Origin of the sequence: Pseudoalteromonas qingdaonensis (genome assembly GCF_038739665.1) — a bacterium.
In the GTDB taxonomy this organism is placed as follows: Bacteria; Pseudomonadota; Gammaproteobacteria; order Enterobacterales; family Alteromonadaceae; genus Pseudoalteromonas; species Pseudoalteromonas qingdaonensis.
Genome location: NZ_JBCGCU010000004.1, coordinates 156778 through 180945 on the forward strand (window position 1 = coordinate 156778; position 24168 = coordinate 180945).

At 50.3% G+C, this 24168-nt stretch carries 23 protein-coding genes; 10 read left to right on the top strand and 13 right to left on the bottom strand.

All coding sequences use genetic code 11. The features are described from left to right. Nucleotides 1–24 precede the first annotated feature (24 nt). Both WCN91_RS05460 and WCN91_RS05465 read right to left on the bottom strand, forming a co-directional pair. Nucleotides 25–525, bottom strand: a complete 501-nt coding sequence (locus WCN91_RS05460) for a GNAT family N-acetyltransferase (RefSeq protein WP_342677047.1) — start codon at nucleotides 523–525, stop codon at nucleotides 25–27. Nucleotides 526–640: 115 nt separating this feature from the next. Then, the gene (locus WCN91_RS05465; RefSeq protein ID WP_342677049.1) at nucleotides 641–2380 is read right to left on the bottom strand and encodes a collagenase; all 1740 of its coding nucleotides are present in this window, start codon (nucleotides 2378–2380) and stop codon (nucleotides 641–643) included. A gap of 138 nt (nucleotides 2381–2518) precedes the next feature. On the opposite strand from WCN91_RS05465, the gene WCN91_RS05470 reads away from it, so the two are divergent. The 4 genes from WCN91_RS05470 (at nucleotide 2519) to WCN91_RS05485 (ending at nucleotide 5220) form a co-directional block, all read left to right on the top strand. After that, complete coding sequence (locus WCN91_RS05470; RefSeq protein WP_342677051.1) at nucleotides 2519–3001, top strand: glutathione peroxidase; 483 nt, start codon at nucleotides 2519–2521, stop codon at nucleotides 2999–3001. 1 nt (nucleotide 3002) lies between these two features. Further along, entirely contained in the window at nucleotides 3003–3455 is a 453-nt protein-coding gene (locus tag WCN91_RS05475) for a MarR family winged helix-turn-helix transcriptional regulator (RefSeq protein WP_342677053.1), read from the top strand. A 383-nt stretch (nucleotides 3456–3838) separates the two neighbouring features. Beyond that, on the top strand, nucleotides 3839–4237 hold the full coding sequence (locus WCN91_RS05480) for a DUF4019 domain-containing protein (RefSeq protein ID WP_342677055.1): 399 nt from the start codon (nucleotides 3839–3841) through the stop codon (nucleotides 4235–4237). 41 nt (nucleotides 4238–4278) lie between these two features. Continuing rightward, nucleotides 4279–5220: a patatin-like phospholipase family protein gene (locus WCN91_RS05485; protein WP_342677057.1), complete on the top strand. Its 942-nt coding sequence runs from the start codon at nucleotides 4279–4281 to the stop codon at nucleotides 5218–5220. A 36-nt stretch (nucleotides 5221–5256) separates the two neighbouring features. Here WCN91_RS05485 and WCN91_RS05490 read toward each other — a convergent pair whose 3' ends face one another. Next, the gene (locus tag WCN91_RS05490; RefSeq protein ID WP_342677059.1) at nucleotides 5257–6141 is read right to left on the bottom strand and encodes an EamA family transporter; all 885 of its coding nucleotides are present in this window, start codon (nucleotides 6139–6141) and stop codon (nucleotides 5257–5259) included. Between the two features lie 393 nt (nucleotides 6142–6534). Here WCN91_RS05490 and WCN91_RS05495 point away from each other — a divergent pair, with 393 nt between their 5' ends. Then, nucleotides 6535–7983 (top strand): SLC13 family permease, encoded by a 1449-nt coding sequence (locus WCN91_RS05495; protein ID WP_342677061.1) that lies wholly within the window; start codon nucleotides 6535–6537, stop codon nucleotides 7981–7983. Between the two features lie 36 nt (nucleotides 7984–8019). Here the strand turns inward: WCN91_RS05495 and WCN91_RS05500 are convergent, their stop codons facing one another. The 5 genes from WCN91_RS05500 to WCN91_RS05520 form a co-directional block, all read right to left on the bottom strand. Beyond that, nucleotides 8020–8586 carry a DUF2799 domain-containing protein gene (locus WCN91_RS05500; RefSeq protein ID WP_342677063.1) on the bottom strand — a complete coding sequence of 189 codons (567 nt, stop codon included), beginning with the start codon at nucleotides 8584–8586 and terminating at the stop codon, nucleotides 8020–8022. Nucleotides 8587–8766: 180 nt separating this feature from the next. After that, a complete protein-coding gene (locus tag WCN91_RS05505; RefSeq protein WP_342677065.1) occupies nucleotides 8767–10260 on the bottom strand; it encodes an FG-GAP repeat domain-containing protein in 1494 nt (497 codons plus the stop codon). Between the two features lie 213 nt (nucleotides 10261–10473). Then, the gene (locus tag WCN91_RS05510; protein ID WP_342677067.1) at nucleotides 10474–11283 is read right to left on the bottom strand and encodes a Rossmann-like fold-containing protein; all 810 of its coding nucleotides are present in this window, start codon (nucleotides 11281–11283) and stop codon (nucleotides 10474–10476) included. Nucleotides 11284–11289: 6 nt separating this feature from the next. Next, nucleotides 11290–11673, bottom strand: coding sequence for a hypothetical protein (locus WCN91_RS05515; RefSeq protein ID WP_342677069.1), 384 nt, complete (start codon nucleotides 11671–11673; stop codon nucleotides 11290–11292). Nucleotides 11674–11737: 64 nt separating this feature from the next. Further along, the gene (locus WCN91_RS05520; protein ID WP_342677162.1) at nucleotides 11738–12151 is read right to left on the bottom strand and encodes a DUF3429 domain-containing protein; all 414 of its coding nucleotides are present in this window, start codon (nucleotides 12149–12151) and stop codon (nucleotides 11738–11740) included. A 151-nt stretch (nucleotides 12152–12302) separates the two neighbouring features. Here WCN91_RS05520 and WCN91_RS05525 point away from each other — a divergent pair, with 151 nt between their 5' ends. From WCN91_RS05525 to ahpF, 4 genes are all read left to right on the top strand, one after another. Then, nucleotides 12303–12563, top strand: a complete 261-nt coding sequence (locus tag WCN91_RS05525) for a hypothetical protein (RefSeq protein WP_342677071.1) — start codon at nucleotides 12303–12305, stop codon at nucleotides 12561–12563. Between the two features lie 18 nt (nucleotides 12564–12581). After that, nucleotides 12582–12794 (top strand): hypothetical protein, encoded by a 213-nt coding sequence (locus WCN91_RS05530; protein WP_342677073.1) that lies wholly within the window; start codon nucleotides 12582–12584, stop codon nucleotides 12792–12794. A 450-nt stretch (nucleotides 12795–13244) separates the two neighbouring features. Beyond that, nucleotides 13245–13814, top strand: coding sequence for an alkyl hydroperoxide reductase subunit C (ahpC, locus tag WCN91_RS05535; RefSeq protein WP_342677075.1), 570 nt, complete (start codon nucleotides 13245–13247; stop codon nucleotides 13812–13814). A gap of 73 nt (nucleotides 13815–13887) precedes the next feature. Continuing rightward, the gene (gene ahpF / locus WCN91_RS05540; RefSeq protein WP_342677077.1) at nucleotides 13888–15441 is read left to right on the top strand and encodes an alkyl hydroperoxide reductase subunit F; all 1554 of its coding nucleotides are present in this window, start codon (nucleotides 13888–13890) and stop codon (nucleotides 15439–15441) included. Between the two features lie 253 nt (nucleotides 15442–15694). Here ahpF and WCN91_RS05545 read toward each other — a convergent pair whose 3' ends face one another. From WCN91_RS05545 to WCN91_RS05560, 4 genes are all read right to left on the bottom strand, one after another. Next, on the bottom strand, nucleotides 15695–15826 hold the full coding sequence (locus WCN91_RS05545; protein WP_342677079.1) for a hypothetical protein: 132 nt from the start codon (nucleotides 15824–15826) through the stop codon (nucleotides 15695–15697). Nucleotides 15827–16148: 322 nt separating this feature from the next. Further along, complete coding sequence (locus WCN91_RS05550) at nucleotides 16149–16595, bottom strand: hypothetical protein (protein WP_342677081.1); 447 nt, start codon at nucleotides 16593–16595, stop codon at nucleotides 16149–16151. Then, nucleotides 16570–16995 (bottom strand): hypothetical protein, encoded by a 426-nt coding sequence (locus WCN91_RS05555; protein ID WP_342677082.1) that lies wholly within the window; start codon nucleotides 16993–16995, stop codon nucleotides 16570–16572. Before WCN91_RS05555 ends, WCN91_RS05550 begins: the two co-directional genes overlap by 26 nt. Nucleotides 16996–17049: 54 nt before the next feature. Next, complete coding sequence (locus WCN91_RS05560; protein ID WP_342677084.1) at nucleotides 17050–17892, bottom strand: patatin-like phospholipase family protein; 843 nt, start codon at nucleotides 17890–17892, stop codon at nucleotides 17050–17052. 673 nt (nucleotides 17893–18565) lie between these two features. Here WCN91_RS05560 and WCN91_RS05565 point away from each other — a divergent pair. Next, nucleotides 18566–19489 carry a cation diffusion facilitator family transporter gene (locus WCN91_RS05565; protein ID WP_342677086.1) on the top strand — a complete coding sequence of 308 codons (924 nt, stop codon included), beginning with the start codon at nucleotides 18566–18568 and terminating at the stop codon, nucleotides 19487–19489. A gap of 57 nt (nucleotides 19490–19546) precedes the next feature. Here WCN91_RS05565 and WCN91_RS05570 read toward each other — a convergent pair whose 3' ends face one another. Next, nucleotides 19547–24100, bottom strand: coding sequence for an EAL domain-containing protein (locus WCN91_RS05570; RefSeq protein ID WP_342677088.1), 4554 nt, complete (start codon nucleotides 24098–24100; stop codon nucleotides 19547–19549). Nucleotides 24101–24168 lie beyond the last annotated feature (68 nt).

Sequence of the window (24168 nt, forward strand, 5' to 3'; positions counted from 1 at the left end):
ACTAAACACCAGTACAGCACTCAGTTAGAGCCTGATCAGATAGCGCTGCACGCATTTATCGCCGACTTCTATTTCAGAGTCGAGCCGGCCGCCGCAGGCGATGATGGTTCGTCCGGAGGCCTGATTATCCTTATAGCAATGGATATGCACCTCATTGACCTGGCGCTGCTGCAAAAACGCAATGGATTTGGCCATCAGCACCTTGCTCAAACCCAGCCCGCGTTTGGAAGGGCGAATGCTTAAGCCGATATGACCGCCGCAATGGGCAATGGCGTCATTCAGGGTGTGGCGAATATTGGTGACCCCAAGGATTTCACCCCTATCGACCAGCCACAAGGTTGAGCTTGGTACATAACCTGCTGGCAGGTTTATTCCCTTGGCAAAGTTATCCAGCCTTGCCAGTAGCGTGGGAAAATCCTGGTGCTCAAAATCGAGGGGAAACGGGTAGCGCTCTTCATCGCCTAACTCGACGATATAGTCGCGGTACGATTGCTCAAACGCCTGGCCAGGGGTAACTAACTCCATGTATTTAATTTACTTTATATTGCGATTTTGATTTTAGCCAGCTTATATCAAGTGTGCGCAGAACGGCTAGCGTATTTGCAAAATAATGGGGCCAACTGGCCCCGGATAAAGCGAGCTAAAATAAATGTCGATGCTGCTCATCGTAGCTGAGGTGCTTTGGCATCAGGTAATCGCGATACAGATAGCGATAAAGCTTGTTGATCTTATGTTTTGCTTTGTCTTCTGCGTTTTCCTCCGTCGCCGGGTAGTTGTCTAAAAAGGCGGTAAATCCATCCTCATGTTGAGCGGCCAGTTGCGCCAGGGTATCGGCGTAGCCTTGATAGAAATCTCCTTTTAGGTGCTGTTGCAACTGGCGCAGGCCATTTAAATCCTGCTCGGCCAGATAGCGAATGGCGAGATAAGACCATTGGTAAATTTGCCGGCTCGAATCCGCATAACTGGTGTCGAAAATCTCCGTCAGTGTCGGGCGCTCTGATGTTGGTGTTTCTGCAATGGCTTTATAGGCTTTTGGGTTGTGTTTACCCTTGGCGACTAATTCCGCCAAACCTTCACTCCACCAAACCAGTTGTGCCGGAAAGTGACCAAAACCGCCATATTTATTAAAGCGCCCATCCAGGTAATGTACGTACTCATGATTTAGATTCCACACCTTGTTTGCGTCTTCTAGCCAAAATGCCCTAAAGGTATAAAAGGTGGCCTGGTTATTGGGGTCGCTCGGGGTGCCTTCGATATACATGCCACCGTTATTGGTATTTATGTCGAACAGCAGCTGGCCGTAACGGTTATAGTCGGCATATTGGTCAAAAATCACCACTCGTAGGGCCTGGTTATGATCATTTGCCACCGGCTGATATTGGGTATCGAGCAGGGTATGAAAGTCCTCCTCCTGTGCGGTAAGCCTGTTACAGCTATAGGCGAGTTGCTCGGCGTCTAATGAGGTGGCGCGAATAAACAGGCGTTCGCTGCACTCATGATTTATTGGTAGCGCCTGGTCGATATCAATTTCCAGGCACTGACCTTTAAATGTGTCATGGCAACTGCTTTTGCCGCGAAAGCTATTGACCAGGTAAATGCTTGAAAACAGCGTTTGTTGCTGGGTCTTGTCTGACTCTGCCTTGGTCAAGGCCTGCCACACCTGAGTATCCAATAACTGCTGTTGCTCTTGGGCTAACAACTGGTGCACATAGCCCAGCACCCACAGGGCATGGGCCTGTTGCCAATCGCCTCGGGCGATGCTCTTGAGTAAGACCTGACGCAGCCTAGCGTCTGAACTGATGCTCTGGGCCAGTTGCTCGTTATCACGGGCGCTAAAGGCCAAAAAACCCAGGGCACGATAGCTTTCCCACAGGGCGTAATCGCCTTCTAGCGATGCCTGAGTCTGCTCTTTGGCTATGGTATTGAGCGTATTTTCAAGCCATTGTGGCGCCTCATCATAGAGTTCGGGGGTATCGAGTAGGCGGTACAGTGTCACCGCATAGTGCTCTAAAAATCGCTGTTGCTGCGCCTTTGGCGCATCCTCAACTCGCTCTATTAAGGCCTGTAACTGAGAGCTTAGAGCCACTAATTGCGACTCCTTGATGGCGTCTAGATCGCCCTTGTAACTGTAGGCGCGCAAAAAATACAAGGCATTGTTTAGCGCTGTCCAATCGACCGTGCGCGCATCGGCCTGGGTTGAGATAAATGTCAGAGTGTCCTCGAAGGCTCTGCCAAAGGCTTCGTCTGACGGGGTGAGTGTCGGCGAGCTTTGCCAGATATCAACATAGTTATAAGTATCTGTTGTCGATGGAGTTTTATGCACCGAGGTACTACAGGCGCTGATCAGGGTCAGCGCGATAAGTGCTGTAATTTTTTTCATTGTGATCGCGTTAGAGTGAACGAATAAAGCAACAAAATACATTTAAAATATATTGTATACAACAATTTGAGGTGGATTTCTTGCAAAGGGTTGGATTTTGATCGATTATATTGTGCACAATGTAAATGAGGTTCCCTTATGACTATCTATGAATTTTCCGCGACCAATAACCGGGGTGAAGAAGTATCTTTATCCGCCTATAAAGGCAAGGTGATGCTGATTGCCAATACCGCCAGCAAGTGTGGCTTTACGCCTCAATACCAGGGCTTAAATGATCTATATAAAGACCTGCAAGCAAAGGGGCTTGTAGTGCTAGGTTTTCCCTGTAACCAGTTTGGCGAGCAAGAGCCGGGCAGCGACAGTGAGATAAGCGAGTTTTGCGAGCTGAACTATGGCGTGTCTTTCCCCATTATGAGCAAGATAGATGTTAATGGTGCGGACGCCCATCCTTTGTTTGACTACCTTAAGGCTCAGGCCCCCGGTCTGCTGGGCACTAAGAAGATCAAATGGAACTTTACCAAGTTTCTAGTCGATCAAAATGGCAAGGTACTGAAGCGATATGCCCCTTTAACCAAGCCAGAAGCGATCCGCGCCGATATAGAAGCCCTGCTGGGGAATTAAGATGAGCGGGGATCAGGATCTCTATTTGCAAAACCAGCTGTGTTTTAAGCTCTATACCGCTTCACGGCTGGTGATCCGCGGCTACCAGCCGATGCTGAAAGACCTTGGGATCACCTACCCCCAATACCTGGTGTTGCTGGTACTGTGGCAGGCCAAGGAGCAAGAAAAGTTGCCGCTAAGCTTAAAGGCCCTGGGCTCGCGTTTGCATCTCGACTCGGGCACCCTAACACCCTTATTAAAGCGCATGCAGCAGGTCGACTTGATCAGCCGGGTGCGAAGTGAGCAGGACGAGCGTCAATTGCAGATTGCCTTGACGGAGCAGGGGATAGCCCTGGCGCCCAAGGCTAAAAAATGGCGGGCAACACTCAGTGAGGGCCTGGCCTGCCAGCAGCAGGCGTTAACCGAGATGGCCCAGCAGCTCGATCAGTTTATTGCTCTGCTAGAAATTGAATGACCCGAATCTGTCATTTAACTATCTGAAAAATATGATATCTTTTTAGCCAATTACATTGAATGAGCCCCCGCTTATGACCAGCGTCTGGCTATAACTTTTATCACGATACTCTCTTTACTAATGCCGGCACGCCCATCTGGTGGCCACAATTTTGCGGCATTGGTGGATCTGGTGTTGGCCCTTTACTTGTGTGCGCTGGCAGCCAGTTCCGGCGCGCTCAGGCTGCCGGGGTAGCGCCTGATCCACAAAGAATAATGGTCATTGCAACCGGCATTGACGCAAATGGCTCAGCAGCTCGATTAGTTTAAGAGGATTGAAAAGTATACGGCAACCTCAAAATACACTAAGGTTAGTAGGAAATTTAATTTATATAAAAAGGACTTATGATGAAAAAACTAATCCTAATTTTAAGCCTGATGGTGACCAGTCTAAGCTGGGCGGGAGAAACGCCGAGCGTGGAAGTGGCGAAATCCTGGCTAGGCGGCATAGATGCAGGTCTTTATGAGCAGAGTTGGGATGAGGCCAGTGCTTTATTCCAAGAGCAGATCACCAAGGAGCAGTGGCGAGATATTATCAAGGCGGTCCGCGCGCCTCTGGGTGAAGTCATCAGCCGCAACGAGCTGGGTCGCCAAAGCTTTACCTCTTTGCCAGGCGCCCCTGAAGGCGAATACCTGGTGCTGCAATTTAACACCGAGTTTGCCAATAAAGCGGGGGCAGTGGAAACCCTGACATTGAGCAAAAATGGTGATAAATGGCAGGCGGTGGGCTGCTTTATTAAGTAACTAAGCTGGTTCCTAACTAGCAAGCCATTCAAGGAGGAAGCATGAAGACAATACTCAGCATTGACGGTGGTGGTATTCGGGGATTGCTTCCCGCTTTAGTCCTAGCGCAAATAGAAGCTCGGCTTAATTGCCCCATTGCCAAGTGTTTTGATCTGATAGCCGGTACCTCGACCGGCGGGATTCTAGCCCTGGGTCTGGCTAAGGACGATGGGCAGGGCGTACCTCAGTATAGCGCTCAAGCACTGGTGGACATGTATGAGCAACATGGTAAGGAGATATTTCCACGCTCCTTGTGGCGCGGCGTCTCTTCTGTCGGTGGTTTACTCGATGAAGCCTACCCTCATAAGGGCCTTGAGCTCATTCTTAAGCAATATTTTAACGATGAACCTCTGGGCGCTTCACTGACCCGATTACTGCTTACCACCTATGATATTCATAACCGCAAGCCGCTGTTTTTAAAAAGTTGGCGCCTGGAGCATCACACCGTATTGATGCGCCACGCGGCGCGGGCTACATCCGCTGCTCCCACTTATTTTGAACCCGCTCATATTCCCGTTGATGGTGCCAAGCGTGCCCTGGTCGATGGCGGTGTGTTTATTAACTCGCCTTCGGTGTCGGCCTATGCCGAGGCGCAGCGTATTTACCCCGAGGAAAGTGAATTTATGCTGGTATCTCTGGGCACAGGTGAGCTCAATCGCCCCATAGAACTGCATGATGCTAAGGACTGGGGCAAGGCCGGCTGGGTGGCACCCCTGTTAAGTTGTATCTTTGATGGGGTGGCGGATGCCGCCGATTATCAAATGGATAAGCTGTTGGGGGATAACTACTATCGCCTGCAAACCACACTGGATATTGCCTCGGACGATATGGACGATGTCACCAATGGTAACATCGCCAACCTAAAATCCGAGGGCAACAAGCTGTTGGAAGCCAGTACGGCCGAGCTTGATGCGCTATGCCAGCGCTTAGCCGACAAAAATTAGCGCCCTTGGGCTAAGCCTTTGGATAAAGCTTAGGGGTTATGATGCTTCGGCTTCCTTGTCGCTCTTGCTCTCGCCCTGCATCGAGCTGCCGATAGAGGCGATGATCACCAGGGCGATGGCAAGCCATTGTAATGGTGTGAGCAACTCACTGAGGATCATAAAACCGGCCAGCGCGGCAATGGCGGGCTCCATGCTCATCATCACGCTAAAGCCTTGTGCCGGCATATTGCGCAGCGCCACCATCTCTAGGGTATAGGGCAGAGCACTGGACATAATCGCCACTAAAAAGCCCAGCGGGATCACTTCCCAGCTCAGTAGTGCCATGCCTTGATGGGCGGCGCCATAGGGCACTAACACAAAGGCGGCTACTGTCATGCCCAAGGCCACTGTGCGCCCCCCGGAGCTTTGGTTACCTGTGCGCTTGCCAAATAAAATATAGCCAGCCCAACAGGCTCCGGCGGCTAATGCCAGGGCAACACCCACAGGGTCCAGGCCTGTCTCGGCATCTATTTCCGGCAATAACAGAATAATGCCGGCAATGGCAAAAGCCACCCACAGCAGATCCCGTTTACGTTTTGAGCTCAGCAACGCCACCGCCAAAGGCCCGGTAAATTCCAATGCCACACCTATACCTAAGGGAATACGTTCGATGGCGTAATAAAAAGCGATGTTCATGCCGCCTAAGCACAGGCCATAAACTATAATGCTACGCCACTGCTGACCCTGGGGCAGGGCTTTCCAAGGGCGAAAAACAAGACACAATACCAGGGCCGAAAACCCCAGGCGCAGCGCCGTGGTACCCTCGGGACCAATTAAGGGAAACAGTTGTTTGGCGATTGAAGCGCCGGACTGTATGGTAACCATGGCCAGTAAAACACAGCCGATGGCGGTCAGCAGCACACGGTGGTGAGCAAAAAACATGTTGAAAACCTGTGTTTAGTGAAGTGGCGCTAGTGTAGCTAAGCACCTTGTTTGGGTAAACACCGCAAAGGGCTACTGGTCGTATTTTTATTGGCTTTGGTCTTGAACTTGAGTGCGCTTATCTAAGTTAGCCGCCAGAGGCAGAAAATAGTTGCTGTAAGGACTTCGCTGTTTACCTGCTCCATAACGGCCAGATTTTAAAAGTTTTTCAACAAGACATTCAATGCAAAGCGCTTTTATAAGGGTAATATTAGGAAAACCTAGCTCACCTGTTACTATGCACTGTCCTAGACGGGGGAGTTACTTCTCTGTTTAATTTGCACTATTGATCACATTAAGCAACGATACCGGCACCAATTTAGGTTTATAGCCAGCCTGTTTATGGAGTTGTAAATGAATGAAAATAAAACAAATAAACTAAATCGTCTGGTGTTCTTAGGGCTTGGGCCCTTAGTGATGCTACTGAGCTGTTTAATCGACCCGCCAAGTGGCATGCCGGTCGCGGCCTGGCGTACCGCTGGTTTGACTTTTTGGCTGGCTTCTTGGTGGGTGAGTGAGGTGGTGCCTATCCCAGCGACTTCCCTATTGCCCTTAGTGGTGGTGCCACTGGCCGATATTGCTTCTATTACAGCCGTGAGTGAGCCCTATTCAAACCCGATTATTTATCTTTTTTTAGGTGGCTTCTTGCTTTCCATTGCTATGGAACGCTGGGGTTTGCATAAACGCATTGCCTTGAGCACCTTGTTGTTGGCTGGTAGTAAGCCCAGCATACAGATTATGGCTATGATGCTGGTGACTGCCTTTTTATCCATGTGGATGTCAAACACTGCCACTGCTGTGATGATGCTGCCCATTGCGCTTTCCGTGATCCATCTGCTGCGCGAAAATGGCAGCGAGTGTGACAACTTCTCCAAGGCCTTGTTATTGTCTATCGCCTATGGCGCCAGTACGGGCGGTATTGCCACGCTTATAGGCACACCTCCAAACGCATTAATGGCCGCTTATCTGGCCGACAGCTATAACATAGAAATTGGTTTTGCTACTTGGATGTTGATTGGTGTGCCGCTGTCGGCGGTCTTGTTGGCGCTGGCTTGGCTATGGCTGACCAAGGTGATGTATAAGGTTGATACAAGCGCGGTGCAGGTGGAAACCCGAGGCATGTTTAAGGAGCAGCTTGCGACCTTGGGAAGCATGTCGCGAGCGGAAAAGGGCGTGCTGGCTGTGTTTGTCTTTGCCGCCATTGGCTGGGTGCTGCGCCCACTGTTGGCCAAGGCCTCCGGGCTGGCTATTTCCGATACCGGCATTGCCATAATTGCGGCGCTGCTGCTGTTTATTTTGCCGGCTAACAAAGGCAGTGAAGAGCGTATTCTTGATTGGGACAGTGCCGCTAAAGTGCCTTGGGGGATCTTGTTATTATTCGGAGGTGGCCTGGCGTTAGCAGCCATGATTAATGCTTCAGGCCTGGCCGATTACATAGCCAACATGCTCAGTGGTGCCAGTGCTCTGGAGTTGGCTTTGGGGGTGTTAATAGTGACGGCTTTAATCACTTTCTTAACCGAGATCACCAGTAATACCGCAACCGCTGCGGGCTTTTTACCCTTGCTAGGCCCTGTGGCCGAGTCGATTACCGGCACCCCCTTGGTGTGGGTGATCCCGGCGGCGCTTGCGGCCAGTTGTGCCTTTATGATGCCGGTGGCAACGCCACCTAATGCCATCGTCTTTGGCTCCGGTGAGCTGAAAATTAAGGACATGATACGGGCCGGTTTTGTGCTGAACCTGATAGCCATAAGCCTTATCACACTAGTGACCTTAACCTTGGCTCCCCTGGTGTTTGGTTTCTAAAGCTCAGCCTTTTCAAACTAAGGCCGCTCAGCGGCCCTAGTGGATATGCAGCTCTAGCTTATTATCCAGAATGGGCAACAGGGCGCGCTCACGGCGCAGGTCGTCTTGCTCATGCTCAAGGCGATGGCGGCGGTGCTTAAGCTCGCGGCGTTGATCGCGGGTAAGCTCCTCGGAGTGCAACTGCCAATGGATGCGTTTAAGCTCGTCGTCAATCTCGTTAAGGCGTGAAGATATCTCATTGCGATGGCGGTTAACCACATATCTGTCATTCCCCTGTTGCCAGGCGAGGCGAAATTCTTCGCTTTGGCAAATGGGGTTATAGTCGCGGCCATTAAGACCCTGAGTAAAGGCGTTTTCCGGCTCACAATAATCTTTTAAGCCTTCCTGATGACCACGCTTATAGTCTTGCAAAGTCGGGCGTACGCCGTATTCGAGGCAGTCATAAATAATGTTTTTACCCTTGGCCAGGGTACGACCCTGCTGGCCATGGTCGAAGCCGATATCAAACCAGTCACCGCGTTCGCATTGCTGCTGTGAGATGCTGGAGCAAGCGCTGAGCAGTGCCAGCATCATTATTATTAATCCGCTTCGGATTAAAGCCATAGTGATATCCTGTTGTACTTACTTATTGAAATACCGGCTATAAGCGGTATTCAGCGCCGTAAAAACGGCATAAATTAGGGCTAATTTACCCAAGTTCAGTGCGTTATTAAAGAGTACCAAGGGTGAACAAGCGCTGTTTTTGAATCAACAGCGCCTGCCTAACGCGCCAAAATACCTGAGTTAGCGGGCAAATAACAGGCTTAAGCGGCGCTTGAGTTCGGGTTTATCGAGCTGGCCATAATAGAGCAGCAGGTCGTTTTTACCGTCGTCGTTGATATCCGTGCTGCTGATATAACTGCCGGATTGCGGTAGCGTAAGCTTTTGTTTTTGGCTGCGGGCGAAGGTTTTTTGTCCCTGATTAATGCGATACACCAGGGTATCGTTATCTTCAGAAAACAACAGGTCTTGGCGGCCATCGCCATTGATATCGGCAAGCATCACCAAAGGATCGCTGGCGCGGCCCTTACTGATGCTAAAGTTCATTTCCGTTTCATAATCCAAGGATGGCTTTTGCGGGAACTGGCCCTGGGTATTTTGCCAATACAGCAATATATCCTGATCTATGCTGCTGGCCAGCAGCGCTGATATCACCTGTGATACTCCAAGTTCAAAACTGGCAACCATCACTTCCAGGCGGCCATCGCCGTCGATATCCTGCAACTGCAGGTCGGTCAGGGTGCCATCGGCGCTGACCTGGGTATCTGCTTTATTGGCGTAGCTTAGTTGGCGCTGTTTATCCAAACTGCCGTAGTAAATTTCGTAATCATTGCTTCTATCGAATACCCCTGAGCTCTGGGTGTAGCGCACGACCAAATCCGGGATGGCATCGCCATTGATATCCTCGAAGCGTTCCAGCTTGCGGTATTTAAGGTCGCTTTGATCCAGGGGTTGGCCATCGTCACCGAGTTGATCCCACCAGTCTATGCTGTGGATGCCGTCGCGGATGGCGACTTCTTGGTGCTCAAAGTGACGCTTATGGGCGTAGTAAAGGTGTAACCTGCCCTCATGCAGATGGGCGATATCGAGGCGACCGTCTTGATTCAAATCCAGGGTGAATACCTGGGCCGGGGAAGCATTGAGTTCGACGCCATTGAGTACGCTGTGGCTGCCAATATCCAGGCTCACTTTTTTATGGCCGCCTTCATGCTGCGAGAGCCATACATGCAGCTCGGTAAAATCCGCCAGCATGATGTCGCTTGCGCCATCGTTATTAAAGTCGTGGATAAAGTCGATTTGGCGCATAAAGTTACTGCGCTTAATACGATAAATGGAAGACACATCGGCAAACGCAAATAGGCGTGCCTCACCTTTTTGCTGCGGATACTGGTAACGGCCGACATGATCATGAGCCAAAAAATATAGCGTGTGTTCGCTCTTTTTCTGCTCACTGATATCGTAAGCAAAGTATTCTTCGCCCATGGCAAAACGGTCTACCAATTGTAATTTTCCATCGACCACGGCCAGCACAGCGACCTGGTGTGCCTGGGATTCATTACGGCCAAAAACCACAATTTCCTTGCCCGGATGTGGGGTGAGATCGGCGCTTAGCGGCGTGCGACTGATATTAAAGTCAAGATCTATGCTCAGCGCCTGGAATGGTTCGGCTGCCGCGGGTGTTGCCATCAGGCCCAGTGGCAGGCTGGCCAGTAATGCAGTTTGTAGAAATCCCTTCATGGTCGTCCTCGGCGGTACGCTGTTTGTTTTTTACTACAGTGCCAACAGCGGTGCATGAGTGCAAGGGGTAATATGTAAGCAAGTGTTCGGACTGTGCAAGCAAATATAAAGAGCGATTTAAGATTATTGGTATGAATGCCTTGCAAGGCTAAAGCCTCGCCTACAGAGAGTCGTGGGAGCTTTCGTGTAGGCTGACAAAAAGGTCCTTCATACCTAATCGGCCTTGTTATGAAAGTCCGCCAGCCAGCGTTGCCATTGGTTGTCATAGCCCTGCATATGGCGATGTTGTTTGGAGTTTATATGACCCTCGCGGTCTTGCTCGCTGTGAAACGGGCCGGCGCGGCACAGCAAACAGCAGTGCGAGTCATCAAGGTGATGGCGGCGATGGCAATGGGCGCTTATCTCGCTCTGGGCGTTAAGGGCGTAGGTGTAGGTAATGCCCAAGGTGTCTTTAACATGCTTATCGCGGTCGACATTGCGCACCTTGTAGCCGGGAAAGCGGCGTAAATCAAAGCGCTGCTCACCTAAGAAGTGCATTGGCGTATGCGATGTTAAGGCATGGTCTAAGCCCCAATGGCTATAGGGTTTAACGTCTTTGGAGGTGATATAACACAGACCTGCCCCTTGTGGGTCGAGAGCATAACGGGCGCTGTTGAGCAGATACTGGTGCAACAGCGCGCGATTGAGAATATTCAAGCCGCCGTTTTGTTTTGCCGCCGCAAAGGCCTGCATCGAACCAAGCTGGCTTAACAGCGGAAACTGGAAAATAACCAGATCGAAGCGCTTTTCACCCAGGCGCTGCCAGCTCTCTACTGAGGTGACGTCAAATTCAAAATCAAGGCTGACCTTTGCGGTGCGCAGCGCGTCTATGCCGTGGTGCTGGTATTTATCGCGCAGCTTCGCTTCACTGTCGTAGACACTGCCGTGTAACTGCGACGCTGGGTAGAAATCCAATAGGGCCTTGGTGAAAGTAAGGTCACCGTCGCCCACGGTCAGCACCCGCCAGGTGCGCTGCAAATACATGCTCGTTTATTCGCCTTGAGACTGTGATTTAGGCTCTGCCTCGTCGCGGCGCAGGGCCCCGGCGGCATATAAACGTGCCTTTAGCGACTCTATGGCGACTTGGCGAATAAGCAGATGCAGGGCAATCAGGGCGGCAATGGCAAAATGCACCGGACCATGGGTGAACCCCAGCTCCGGGTTATAAATGCTGGCACCAAACATGATAAACAGAAAAACCAGTGCGATTTCCAGCAGTTGGTTGCTGTAGAAGGTGAGTTTACCTTCGCGCTTATGGTCTTTTTTGATCTGTACCGCGCAGAAAAACGGGATCACCTTAACCTTAAATACGGCTTTTTTCTCAACGTAAATTTCACCGAGTTCATCCAGGGCGTGGCGCAGGGCATCTATCATAATTTGGCTCTTGTTCTGTTAGGCCGGCGCAGTGTAATGCAAAGGCGCCGGGCTGTCTAAGGGTTCAGTCGAGAAGGCTGGCGATCATCAGCAGGTGAGTAACAAATACTACTGAGGTCAGCACAAAGCGCATCTTGCGATAGTCCTTATGGTGCTCTTGCCAGGCGGGCGCCTTGACCTCAAAAAGCAATACTAGCCAATAGCTGGCGCTGAGCCAGGCCAGGGTGAAAATATGGTTGCCTAACGCCAACAGCGCAATGGGTAAAATGGGCACTATGGCGGCAATGGCGCGGCCGTGGGACTGGTTGCCCGGGCGCCACTGTTGACCGGCTAAAAAGCTGACAATGGCGATACTGTAATAGATAAATAAGGGTGCAACCGACTCGCCCTGGCCGGTTAATAAGGTCCAGCCCTGCATGGCCAAAAAGGGTAACAAACCAAAATAACCCAGTTGAATATGATTTACATAGCGCTCAATAGCCACAAATAACTCCGCAAATTAGCAACCTGGCAATTGTACGTGAGCGGGCATTAAGTTCAATAATCTTTCCACCTATTAGATAATTGCCTGCGCCGCAAGGTGCTGTTAGCTTAGGGGTTAAGCAAATTAATGAGAAAAGGATAGGGATATGCAGGTGAAATTCTTAACACAAGAGCAGGATGGCTCAGCAGTGTACGCTGAGGTGCTTGAGGTTTTATTGCTGTTGCGTGGCCAATATAGGCTAGAAACCCTAACCGCGCAGATAAAAAAACAACAGGCCCAGGGTTATCAGCTGGTGTATGTGCAATCTGATACAGGTATCTTGGCGGTGGCCGGTTTTGTGGTCACAGAGAAACTCGCCTGGGGCAAATTTAAAAATTTTTTGCTAACCAGCTGTTGGGAAAATTGAAAATGTTAAGGTCCTCATGTGAAAATGAAAAGCATAATAAATATAGTTCTATTTGTGATTTCAAGTGGTGTTTTTGCCTACATTATAGTGCCTAAATATTCATATTTTAAAATGCCTAAGCCAAAAGAAAATATAACTGGATTTAATGCTCTAAGAGTTGCGCATGCTGCTGGCGGGATAGATAAAGTAACATATCCATCAAAGGCGGTGCGTGATAGGTTTTTATCTTAAACTTTTTCTTGTCAGATCTTTTCGGCAATATGCTGGTTACCTTTTGTCGGCATAAAATGCCGACCTACAACAGCCTGTAGGGCGATGCTTAAGGCGATAATAAGGGACTTTTTAATCAATTGCGCGCTTTTTGCTGTTTCTAAACTAGGTATTACGTCAATCTAACATAAAAGATTGGCATGACACAGTTAGCTTAGACGAGTTTGCCTGCGCCTCAAGTGAGTCAAGTAGTTAATGACGCGAATACGACTATTTATGGTGTTAGGTGTTCCCCGAAAAAACTGTATTTCCCTGTGCGGCACTAAACCAATCACAAAATACGATTGAAGTAATCTAAACAATCAATTTTATTTATCAGTCCCTCATGGTTATCTTAGTAATCAAGCCAGCGGGGGCTACATACTTCCCGCACTAATTTACTTAAATCATTGAGATAAATGAGAGGATAAAATGAGCAACTCTTTAATCAACACAAAAATCAAACCATTCACAGCCACTGCCTTCCACAACGGCGATTTCACTGAGGTGAGCGAGCAGGATTTATTGGGCAAATGGTCAATCGTGTTCTTCTACCCGGCGGACTTTACCTTTGTATGTCCTACCGAGCTGGGCGATTTGGCTGACCACTATGCCAAGCTACAGGAAATGGGCGTAGAGGTGTACTCGGTTTCAACAGACACCCACTTCACCCACAAGGCATGGCACGACGCTTCAGACACTATTAAGAAAATCCAATTCCCTATGATTGGCGACCCAACAGGTCAAATTACCCGCAACTTCGGGGTAATGATTGAAGAAGAAGGTCTGGCACTGCGCGGTACCTTCGTGATTAACCCTGAGGGTGAAATCAAGGTCGTTGAAACTCATGACCTGGGCATTGGCCGCAGCGCGTCAGAGCTACTGCGTAAGGTTCAAGCCGCTCAGTACATCGCCACTCACGATGGTGAAGTATGTCCGGCCTCATGGCAGCCAGGTGAAGAGACGCTTGCGCCTTCACTGGACTTAATCGGCAAAATCTAAGTCGTCCGAGTTAAATAAGTCAGACTGTGGCGGTGGAGACACCGCCTTTTTCTTCTAATTGTTGAGGCAAACCATGTTAGACACTGCAATTAAAAATCAATTATCAAGCCATTTTAGTACGTTGACGGGTGACATAGAGCTGGTTCTTGCCCTTGACGACACCAACAAAAGTAACGAATTACAGGCGCTGACCGATGATCTTGCATCGCTAAGCGAGCGCATTCGCATCAGTACAAATAACGACGAGCAAGCCCGCCGTCCATCGATGACGGTTACGGGCGAGCAGGGTACGGCTATCGCCTTTGCCGGTGTGCCCATGGGCCATGAGTTTACCTCCTTAATACTGGCCATACTACACAGCGGCGGCGTTGCTACCAAGGCTGATGCGGCTCAGGTTGAGCAAATTAAAGCACTGGATAAGGAACTGAATTTTGAGATTTATATCTCTTTAAGCTGTCAGACCTGTCCGGGCGTGGTGCAGGCCCTAAATACCATGGCCGCACTGAACACAGAGATCACCACTACCATGATCGATGGCGCCTTATTCCAAGAGGAAGTAGAGGCCCGCAATATTATGGCGGTGCCCACGGTATACCTAAACGGTGAAGTCTTCAGCCAGGGCGCCATCAGTTTGAACGATATCCTTGCCAAGGTGGACGCAGGCGCCAGTGCCCGTCAGGCCGAGCTGTTAAATGAAAAAGACCCCTATGACGTACTGGTTGTTGGTGGTGGTCCGGCTGGCGCATCCGCGGCCATTTATGCGGCTCGTAAGGGGCTGCGCACCGGCGTGGTGGCAGAGCGCTTTGGCGGCCAGGTTGCCGATACCCTAGCGATTGAGAACTTTATCTCGGTCAAGGCCACCGAAGGCCCTAAGCTGGTGGCCCAGCTTGAGGAGCATGTTAAAGACTATGATGTGGACGTGATTGATAACCAGCGTGCATCGCGACTTTACAGTGACAATGGCAACCACATTGAGCTGGAAAACGGCGCCACCTTAACGGCCAAGGCGGTGATCCTGGCCACCGGTGCCCGCTGGCGTGAAATGAATGTGCCCGGTGAGCGCGAATATCGCGGTCGTGGCGTGGCCTACTGCCCGCACTGTGACGGCCCCTTGTTTAAAGGTAAGCCCGTGGCGGTAATTGGCGGTGGTAACTCGGGCATCGAGGCGGCCATTGATCTGGCCAATATCGTAGAGCAGGTCACCGTACTTGAATTTGCCGATACCCTGCGTGCCGATGAGGTCTTGGTGCGCAAGGCGCAGAGCATGGCCAATATCACCATCATCAAAAGCGCGCAAACGACAGAGGTGCTGGGCGATGGCAATAAGGTAACGGCGCTGGCCTATACCGACCGCAACACGGGTGAGCAGCATCAGCTCAGCATTGCCGGGGTATTTGTACAAATCGGTTTGGTGCCCAACACCGAATGGTTGAAAGAAAGCGGCGTGACCTTGTCAAAGTTTGGCGAAATCGAAGTGGATAATCGCGGCGCCACCAATGTAGAGGGCGTGTATGCGGCGGGCGATGCCACCAACTCCGCCTTTAAGCAAATTATTATTGCTATGGGCTCAGGCGCCACCGCCAGCTTAGGCGCCTTTGACTACCTGATCCGCCATGGCCAGGAGTAATACCAATTCTGTTAAGTATGTGATCAGAGTTAGCGCTGGATAAATGATGTGATAACAAGGCGGAATTTTTCTTATGTAGCTATTCTACATAGAAAAATTCCAACACAGTGAGCACGATATTTAGCCCGCTAGAATGATTAGCTATTTAAGTGAATTGGTATACCAGCTACTGCACTTACACCCTGAAATCTCCAGTGGTGCAGTGTCCTAGCCGCTCAATAGAGCGGCTTTTTTTGGTTTTAGTTAAGCGAGCTTAGTGAGCGGCTATTTCCTGCTCTTGGTCTTGCACATCTAACTCGCCAACATGCCAGTAAAAAGCGCCTATTTCCTGGGTTAGGCGCTTTTTAACCCATGCCCGATAGGCGGCATCGTCCGTGGGAGTCATCTCAAAGGAGTCTGGACCACTGCATTAGTTGTGAGCTCTGCAAACGTCTGTGCGTGAGCGCGACTGGCACCATCTTTATCGCGTTTATCCATAAGCGGCAAAAGCAAGGGCAGGGGGCAATTGATATTCATAAAGGCTTGTAAAACGCCCCATAACTCGGTGGCGGCGCTGATGTTAATGGCGCACCAAGTGCTTAAGGGCACGCGTCGTCGAGGCGTTTTTTGTGGGTATCGCGGGTATATCTCCAAGGTGGTGCTTGGCGGCTGGGTCTGATTGCCCGGGCTAAAATTCGCGTAAGTGTTCAGCTCGCTAAAAGGCAGCGCTACTGCAGTACCTTATTATGGTAATGCTCGACCATGCCTTTGTTGCGGTGGAACACTAAATAGGGATAGAAGCGGGTTACCTGCGTTTTGGTCTTTTTATAGATAAAGGGCAGGGCAGCGGAAAATAGAAAAAGTGCTATATAAGCGGGAGTATTCACCGGCTCTGACAGCATTTGAGTCAGCATAAAAGGCCAGCCTAAAAATATCATCAAAAAATTTAGGGCATTTAGCCCCCAGAGCAGATTGCCAAGTGAGGAGCGTTTCGAGCGATATAAAGTCAAGGATGTATCGCTCCAGTAATACTTATGTTTGGCGATAAAAGCTGCTTTATTCAGCCGTTGTGACGGCTTCATGTCTAGCAAATACAGGATATGCAGCGGCTGCAAATTGATAAGCGTGCTGTAGTCGAGCTTATGCATATTAACCTGCTCCTCTAGAGAGAGCATATCCCCGCCGGCATCCAGGTATTCTGGGTTCTGGGTAACGCCAGCGCAGATAGCGGTGGGAGAGCAGCCAAGGCGCTGCCGCTATGAGTGCGACCGCAAACCAATAACCGGCAAATTGCCAGGTGTGGGTATCGGCGATGATGTTTTGCCAAAACAAGCCATGGCTTAGAGCTAGGCCGACGCTTATTCCCATGGCTATAAGCAGTACGGGAACCGCAAGCAGAGCAAGTATAAAGAACACCTTGTCTAGGGTGCGATAGGCTGAGGAGGGCCGTGGGAAATCAAGCTTATCGGCGGTTGGATCTTCTGCGGTGAGTCTTTGTTGATCTGGCCCTTGCCAAGGAGACGTCCCTCGAGAATATGTCGATGGAGCGGGAGATTGATAATTTCTGTTATTCATATCTGACATCCTGTCATGTTTGTCACTAAGGCTGAAAATAGGAAGAGATGACGCCTAAGGCGTACAGATAAAGGCTTGTGCGGCTTTTAGCCCCATGGCATAACCGGCATCAAGTTTAGCTAAATCCCGAGTGGTGCGGGAAATATCAAACTCCGGCGGTGGGGCAATAATATGGATCTCACAGTCGTCCGGCGGCTGCATAATAAAGTCCAGACTGGCATTGTAGTCAGCCCAGCGGGTAGTCATGCTTTTGGCCAGTGCCGGCGTGTTTTTTAACAGGCGTTGGGTGAGCCAGTTAAATTTTGCCGGTTTTTTACGATATCCCAAGGGCTGAGAAAGGATCACTGTGATCTTACGAGCGCCCATGGCGTAGGCCTGGCGTACGGGAATGGAATCGCCAATGCCGCCATCGGTATAGAATTGGCCCTGATATTCGGGGTAATCCCGATACGCCAATGGCAAAGCGCAGGAGGCTTTTAGCACCTGCTCCAGATTCTCCGCCGTGCCTTGAATATACTCGGCTTGGGCGTTGTGCACATTGGTGGCCACTAAATAAAAGGGGGCGCTTTGGCTGGCGAAGGTGGTCAGGTCTAAGCGAATTTCACTTATGGTTTTATGCCACAACCAGTCCAAATCAAACAGGTGGCCGCCGCGGACAAAGCGTCCATAGCTGATAAATTCGGGGCGACAGGAATAGTCGGTGATCACCTTGTAATTACGTCCCAGCTGGGCGCACAAAAAAGCGGCGATATTAGTGGCACCTGCCGATACACCAAAATACATATCAAAGGGTTGATAATTGGCCGCCAGCCAGGCATCGAGTACGCCGGTGGCAAAGATGCCGCGCATTGCGCCGCCTTCCACTACCAGGGCGTGCTTACCAGATGGATTTGCCATAATTAACACCAACACTTTGATTATAGTGAGTTTACTTTTGCACTAGCCTACCACCGAACCGTTAGGGTAGCCAGAAAATGGGGTCGGTGGCGGCCCGCCTTAGAGTGGGTGTCCAGCGAAAATTAGAGTGGGTGTCCAGTGAAGGTTTGAGTGGGTGTCCAGTGAAGGTTTGAGTGGGTGTCCAGAGAAAGTTTGAGTGGGTGTCCAGCGAAGGTTAGAGTGGGTGTCCAGTGAAGGTTTGAGTGGGTGTCCAGAGAAAGTTTGAGTGGGTGTCCAGCGAAAGTTAGAGTGGGTGTCCAGCGAAAGTTAGAGTGGGTGTCCAGCGAAAGTTAGAGTGGGTGTCCAGCGAAAGTTAGAGTGGGTGTCCAGCGAAAGTTAGGGTGGGTGTCCAGTGAAAGTTAGGGTGGGTGTCCAGTGAAGGTTAGAGTGGGTGTCCAGCGAAGGTTAGAGTGGGTGTCCAGCGAAGGTTAGGGTGGGTGTCCAGTGAAAGTTAGGGTGGGTGTCCAGTGAAGCTTGGCGAAGGTTGGGGTGGGTGTCCAGTGAAGCTTGGTGAGCGCCATGGCTGATTTTGCTGCATTTGCCGGGATCAAGCGCGAAAACGGGTGTAATATTGTCGCAAAACAATTACAATTGCTACTATATATCATTTCTCCTTTTTAGTGACCTTGCGCCCATGACCGACATCACCACCCATCAGGCTTCACGTAAACGCTTGCTTATTGCCCTGAGCATCACGTGCAGCTTTATGGTTATTCAGCTGGTGGCGGCGTATTTTGCTAATTCTCTGGCGGTGTTTGCTGATGCCGGGCATCTGTTTGTGCATAACAGCACCTTGTTTATCGCTATTTTGGCTTCCTCTATTGCCATTCATCTGGCGCGCAATTTTAATGATGGCTTTAACAAGGCCGAGCTGGTCGGGGGGCTTATCAACGGCAGCTTATATCTGGCCATCAGTTTGACCATTTTAACCTTGGGTACAGATCGCTTTGTTGATATGCACCATGGTCATGAGCGTGGTGAGGTGAACCCGCAGATTATGGCTTTGGTGTCTATTTTAGGTTTTGTCTTCCATGGCTCCGCCGCTTGGGTGCTTTATAAAGGCCGCAAAGAAAGCATTAACGTGTATGCGGTGTTTTTGCATACCTTCTTCGACTTGCTCTCTACGGTCACTACCTTGCTTGCCAGCGTGATTATTGTGTTTACCGGCTGGCAGCAGGTGGATGTGCTCTTTAGCATGTTGATTGCTGTGTTTGTATTGGTAACCGGCCTACGCTTGATTTACCAATGTTTGCAGCGTTTGCGTGGCGCCGCGCCAGCTTTGCCTAAGGCGGCTCGGGTGGAAAAGGCGCTGGCTCAGCTCGACCATGTGGCCAGTGTTCACAATGTGACCGTGTCCATGGTTGATAATGCCCCCGCCGTGGGTGCGCATATCGTTTTGAAGCATCACTGTACCTTGGCCGCTCACGATGCTAAATGCCGCGCCGCGGCGGAGCGGATGTTACAGAGCAAGTTCAGCATAGGCCATAGCGTGTTGCAGATTGAGGCCAGTGCTATTGACGGTAATCATCAGCCTTGTGGTGTCAGCGGGGCGAATTAAACGGCTTTGCGCCGACAAAGGGAGCTGGGTGCCCTGTTGTCGGGATAAAATCCCGGCCTACAGGCTGTTCATTTTTTCCAGGATTTTTTCCAGGTAATACTTGTCTGCCAAGGTAGTAGCATCGCAGGGCTTGGCAAAGTAGAAGCCTTGCAGGTGGTGACAGCCCAGTTTATTCAAGAAAAAGATCTGCTCGCGCGTTTCTACCCCTTCGGCAATACAATACAGCCCCAGGCTGCTGGCCAAGTTATGTATGGTGCGGATAATGGCTTCGTTGGTGGGGTTAATACCAATTTTGCGTACAAAGCTTTGGTCTATTTTGATCACATCAATAGGGAACTGGTTGAGATAGGTCAGCGATGAATAGCCGGTGCCAAAATCATCTAAAAACAGTTTTAAACCAGCAGCGCGTAACTTATTCAGCTGAGCCGCGGCCTTGGTCTTGTCGTCCAATAGCGTGCTTTCGGTGATCTCCAAACGCAATTGTCCCGGGCTGATATCGTGCATGGCGAGGATATCCACCAATCGCTCGGTGAGGTTGGATTTCAGAATATGTATGGGCGAGAGGTTCACCGACAAATAGAAATCGTCATAGGTGCTAAACCACTGTTTCAGCTCGCGCAGGGCACGGTGCAAGGCTTGCTCGGTAATAGCATCGATCAGGCCAATTTCCTCGGCCACAGGAATAAACTCGGCGGGCGATATAAACTGGCCTTCGCTTTGCCAGCGCAGCAGTAATTCAACGCCAACAATACGTTTTTGATGAATATGCACTATGGGCTGATAATGGTTTGTCAGCAGTTCGTCACGATAAGCATCCTGCAGGGCATTTTCCAACATTAGTTTATGGGTGATACGATTATTCATCTGCTCGGTGAAGAACTTATAGCCGTTGCGCCCAGCATTTTTGGCGTAGATCATCGCCATATCGGCGTTACGGATCAGGTCTTCGGCGTTGTCGGCATCAAAAGGCGACAGAGCAATACCTATACTGACGGAAATATTGATAGTGATATTGCCGATTTTAATCGGCTTTTCCAAGGTTTTGGCAAGGAGCTCGGATAGCTCACTAAGCATTTGTGGTGATTGCACTTGTTCAATCAGCAAGAGGAATTCATCGCCGCTTTGGCGCGCCAGCAACGAATTATCATCAAGTTGTTCGCTAATGCGTTCACAAATGCAGCAAAGTACCTGATCGCCTACCGCATGGCCGAAGGAGTCATTCACCGGCTTAAACTTATCCAGGTCGATAAAGAGCAGGGCCAATAGAGATGAATTTTCTTTAGCGTAGTCAATAGCCTGGGAGATCTTTCCGCGCATCATGCTACGATTCGGCAAGCCGGTAAGGGGATCATAATTGGCTAGGTAGCGCAGCTCGTCTTCGGCGCGTTTTTGCTCGGTGAGATCTGTGATCACCACCACATAGTAGCTGATCTCTTCGCTCTCTTCTTTTTTGTCACGACACACGGCCGTCACGCTTATCTGTACCGGGTGGCGAATATCGTGCTTGGTGCGGATCTTCTCCTCGATACGCCAGTTATCGCCCGCCGCTAATTGACCGATCAGCTCCATATAGCGTTGGAACTTTTGTTTACCTAGGGCGCGTACAAACGGTTGTATGCTGAGCCCTGGATTGTCGGGGTCGGAAAATGCCTGTACAAAACTGTCATTGGCGGAAAATGGCTGCAGGTTCTCGTCTAAAATTAATAACCAATCGCTTATTTGCCCTATGGCTTCACCGAGTACAGTGGCCTGTTGCGCCGCGGCTTTGGCATCTGTGATATTGGTGTAGATCCCCGATACTTCCTGGGGTTGGCCATTGGCATCATATTCGGTAATGCGTCCCACCTCATGATACCAGTGCCAGGTGCCTTGTTTGTGGCATAAGCGATAGGTGAAATCCCAGGTGGCTTGCTCGCCTTGGTTTAAAAAACGCTTCCAGTTCAGGCGGTAACGGTCGGCATCCTGAGGGTGGATCAAGTCCACATATTGCTCAAAGGAACATTGATTATAGGTGCTTCTATAGCCCAGCTCTGCCGCTAAGCGACGCTGTATAAAGCGCCGCTGTTGAACCTGATAGTGCCAGATGCCACTGTGGGAGCTTTGCAGTGCCAAGTCGGTTTGTTGCTGCGAGGCTAGCAACTTGCCATGGGCATGGTGCAGGCGGCGTTGTTGGCGTCTTAGCCATAGCATCCAACCGCCAAGGAGTAGGGCGCTGACCACTATATACAGGGTAATGGCAGCCGGTGAGCGCCAAGGCGCGTAGGCCACCTCTATGCCCAGATGCAAGGTGCGGGACCATTTTCCCGATACCGGATCGAAGGCGCTAATGCTAAGTTGATGCGCGCCGGGATTAAGGGTCGCAAACTGCAAATTATGGCTGGCGTAGTTAGGGTATTTAAATTCACTGGCGCCGCTAAGGCTGATTTTATAGCGCACCTGATCACGATAAATGTAATTGAAGCTGGAAAAGGAAATAGTCAGACCAAGATCGTCATGTTGCAGTTGCAAGGGGGCGTTGGCATATTTGCTTGGTGTATAGCTTAGAGATCGGGAGAGCAGGCTAATATCGGTGATCTGCGGCGCCGGGGCAATATATTGATTGGTACTGGTGATAAAGTCGGCGGGGTCCAGGATCAACAGACCTTTCACCGTACCAAAGGCAAGCTCGCCACTGGCCAGCTTGGCTGCTGAGTGGCCGTTGAATTCTGCCGCCGAGAGGCCGTCTTTGACGCTAAAGTGGCGAAGGTGACCGCTGTTGATGTTATAGCGATATAAACCATTATTGGAGCCAAACCATAAAAAGCCGAAGTTATCCAGCACCGGGGTAAACACACTCAGGCTTTGCAGACCTTGCGCTCGGCCAATGCGGTCGCGCTCTTCTAGGGTTTCCAAGTCCAGAGCGACCACGCCCTCACCGTCTATGCTAAGCCACAAACTGTTATTTTGATCTAGGGTCCAGGAGTCGACTAAATTGTTCGATTGAGCGCTTAGGTACTGTGGGAGGTAAATGGGCTGCAGGCTGTCGTTATCAACGTTATAACGATATAAACCACCGCCATAACTCAGCAGCGGGTCGTCCTTATGGGTAGGCAGGGAGGGCAGAAAATGAGAGGCATGCTCCGGCTGCAATGTTTGTTTGATTGACGGCAATGCCTCTATGGTATTGCTATTTGGGTCAAAACGGTAGAATCCCGACTCGGTAATAAAATAGGCCATACCATTTGCGAGTTGATACAAGCCCCAGTGAATGGCTTTAGTATCGAACTCTAACGGATAAGCGGCCTTAATCAGGGGGTAACTCAGGCGGTCAGTGTTCATATCAAGCAGGGCTATGCCCTGAACTGTTTCCACCCATAGGGTGTTGTCAACATGAGTGGCTGGCTGTAATTGATAGACGGTTTGTTGGCCCAGGGCCATTTTTTTATCATCAACACTTAAAAAGGTACTGCTTGGCCCATCCTTCGGGATTTTATTGAGGCCATTACCGCTGCCAACCCACAAGGTACCATTGTCCTGCTCGTAAATGGCCCAGGCGGTATGACCGTGCTGGTATTTGCCGGTGGGCAGAGCCTTTTGTTTAAAGCGCATGGCCAAAGGCGACCAGGAAAAAATGCCTTGGGCTTGAGAGCCGAGCCAGAGCATGCCGCTTTTATCGCGAAACATAGACCTTATGGTGTTGTCGTTGACCGCATAGCGAGAGTCGCTAAAGCGAATTAAATTGAGAGTTTGGCGAGTTTGCCGATCAAATTGCAGCAGGCCGTCTTCGGTAGCGATAAAATCCACCGTGCCGTAGCGCTGCAGCGACCAGATATTGCGGTGCGCGATCAAGGTTTCTATAACGGGCTTCTGAACGTCGAGGTTGTGTCGGTACAGGCCTTCTACCGTGCCGACTAAGAGGCCGAATTCATTATCCCACTGTAAGAATTTGATATTGCGCTGATCGTTACTCCCGTACTCTGTGGGTAAATGAGCTAATGCCGAGCTAGCGCCATTGTGATAACTGAATAGACCTGTGGAGGTGCCTATATACAGGGTGTCCTCATGAGGTAGCAGGGCACGTATCATATGGGTGTGGTTGTTCAGACTAAACACCAGCTCTAGAGTACGACTAGCCAGGCTGTATTTATACACCTGATGGTTAATGCCTAACCAGACTATATCCTCATTATTATTATCCTGGCTGATTTCCCACACTGTGGCGTATTTGACATCGACTTCGGACATCGGGTTATTGATTAATTGTTCTGAGCTGAGGGTGGCTGGGTTGACTAAAAACAGGCCGTTAAGCTGGGCGGAGACGAGGAAGCTGCCGTTTTTCAAGGGGGCAATTGTTAAAATGGCATCGCTGACCAGGGCCGGGTCGCCACTGCTAAAGGGACTAAGTTGATAGCCATCATAGCGGTTTAGGCCCCGGTCGGTGCCAAACCACAGATAGCCGAACTCGTCTTGCGCTATGGTATTAACCGTGCCTTGGCTTAAGCCTTCTTCGGTCGAAAGGCGTTGCAACTGATAGCCATAGTTGACCCCAGAGGCGAAAACGACATTAGCGCTATAAAGGAAGACTAAAAAGCTAAGTAATGCGTTGAGCAAAAAACTGATATGGCGACGCAATTCTTGACTCCAAAAGGCGCTGACACCCACCTAGTAGGCGGCATCCCCAAAACTGAGATAGTCCAGCA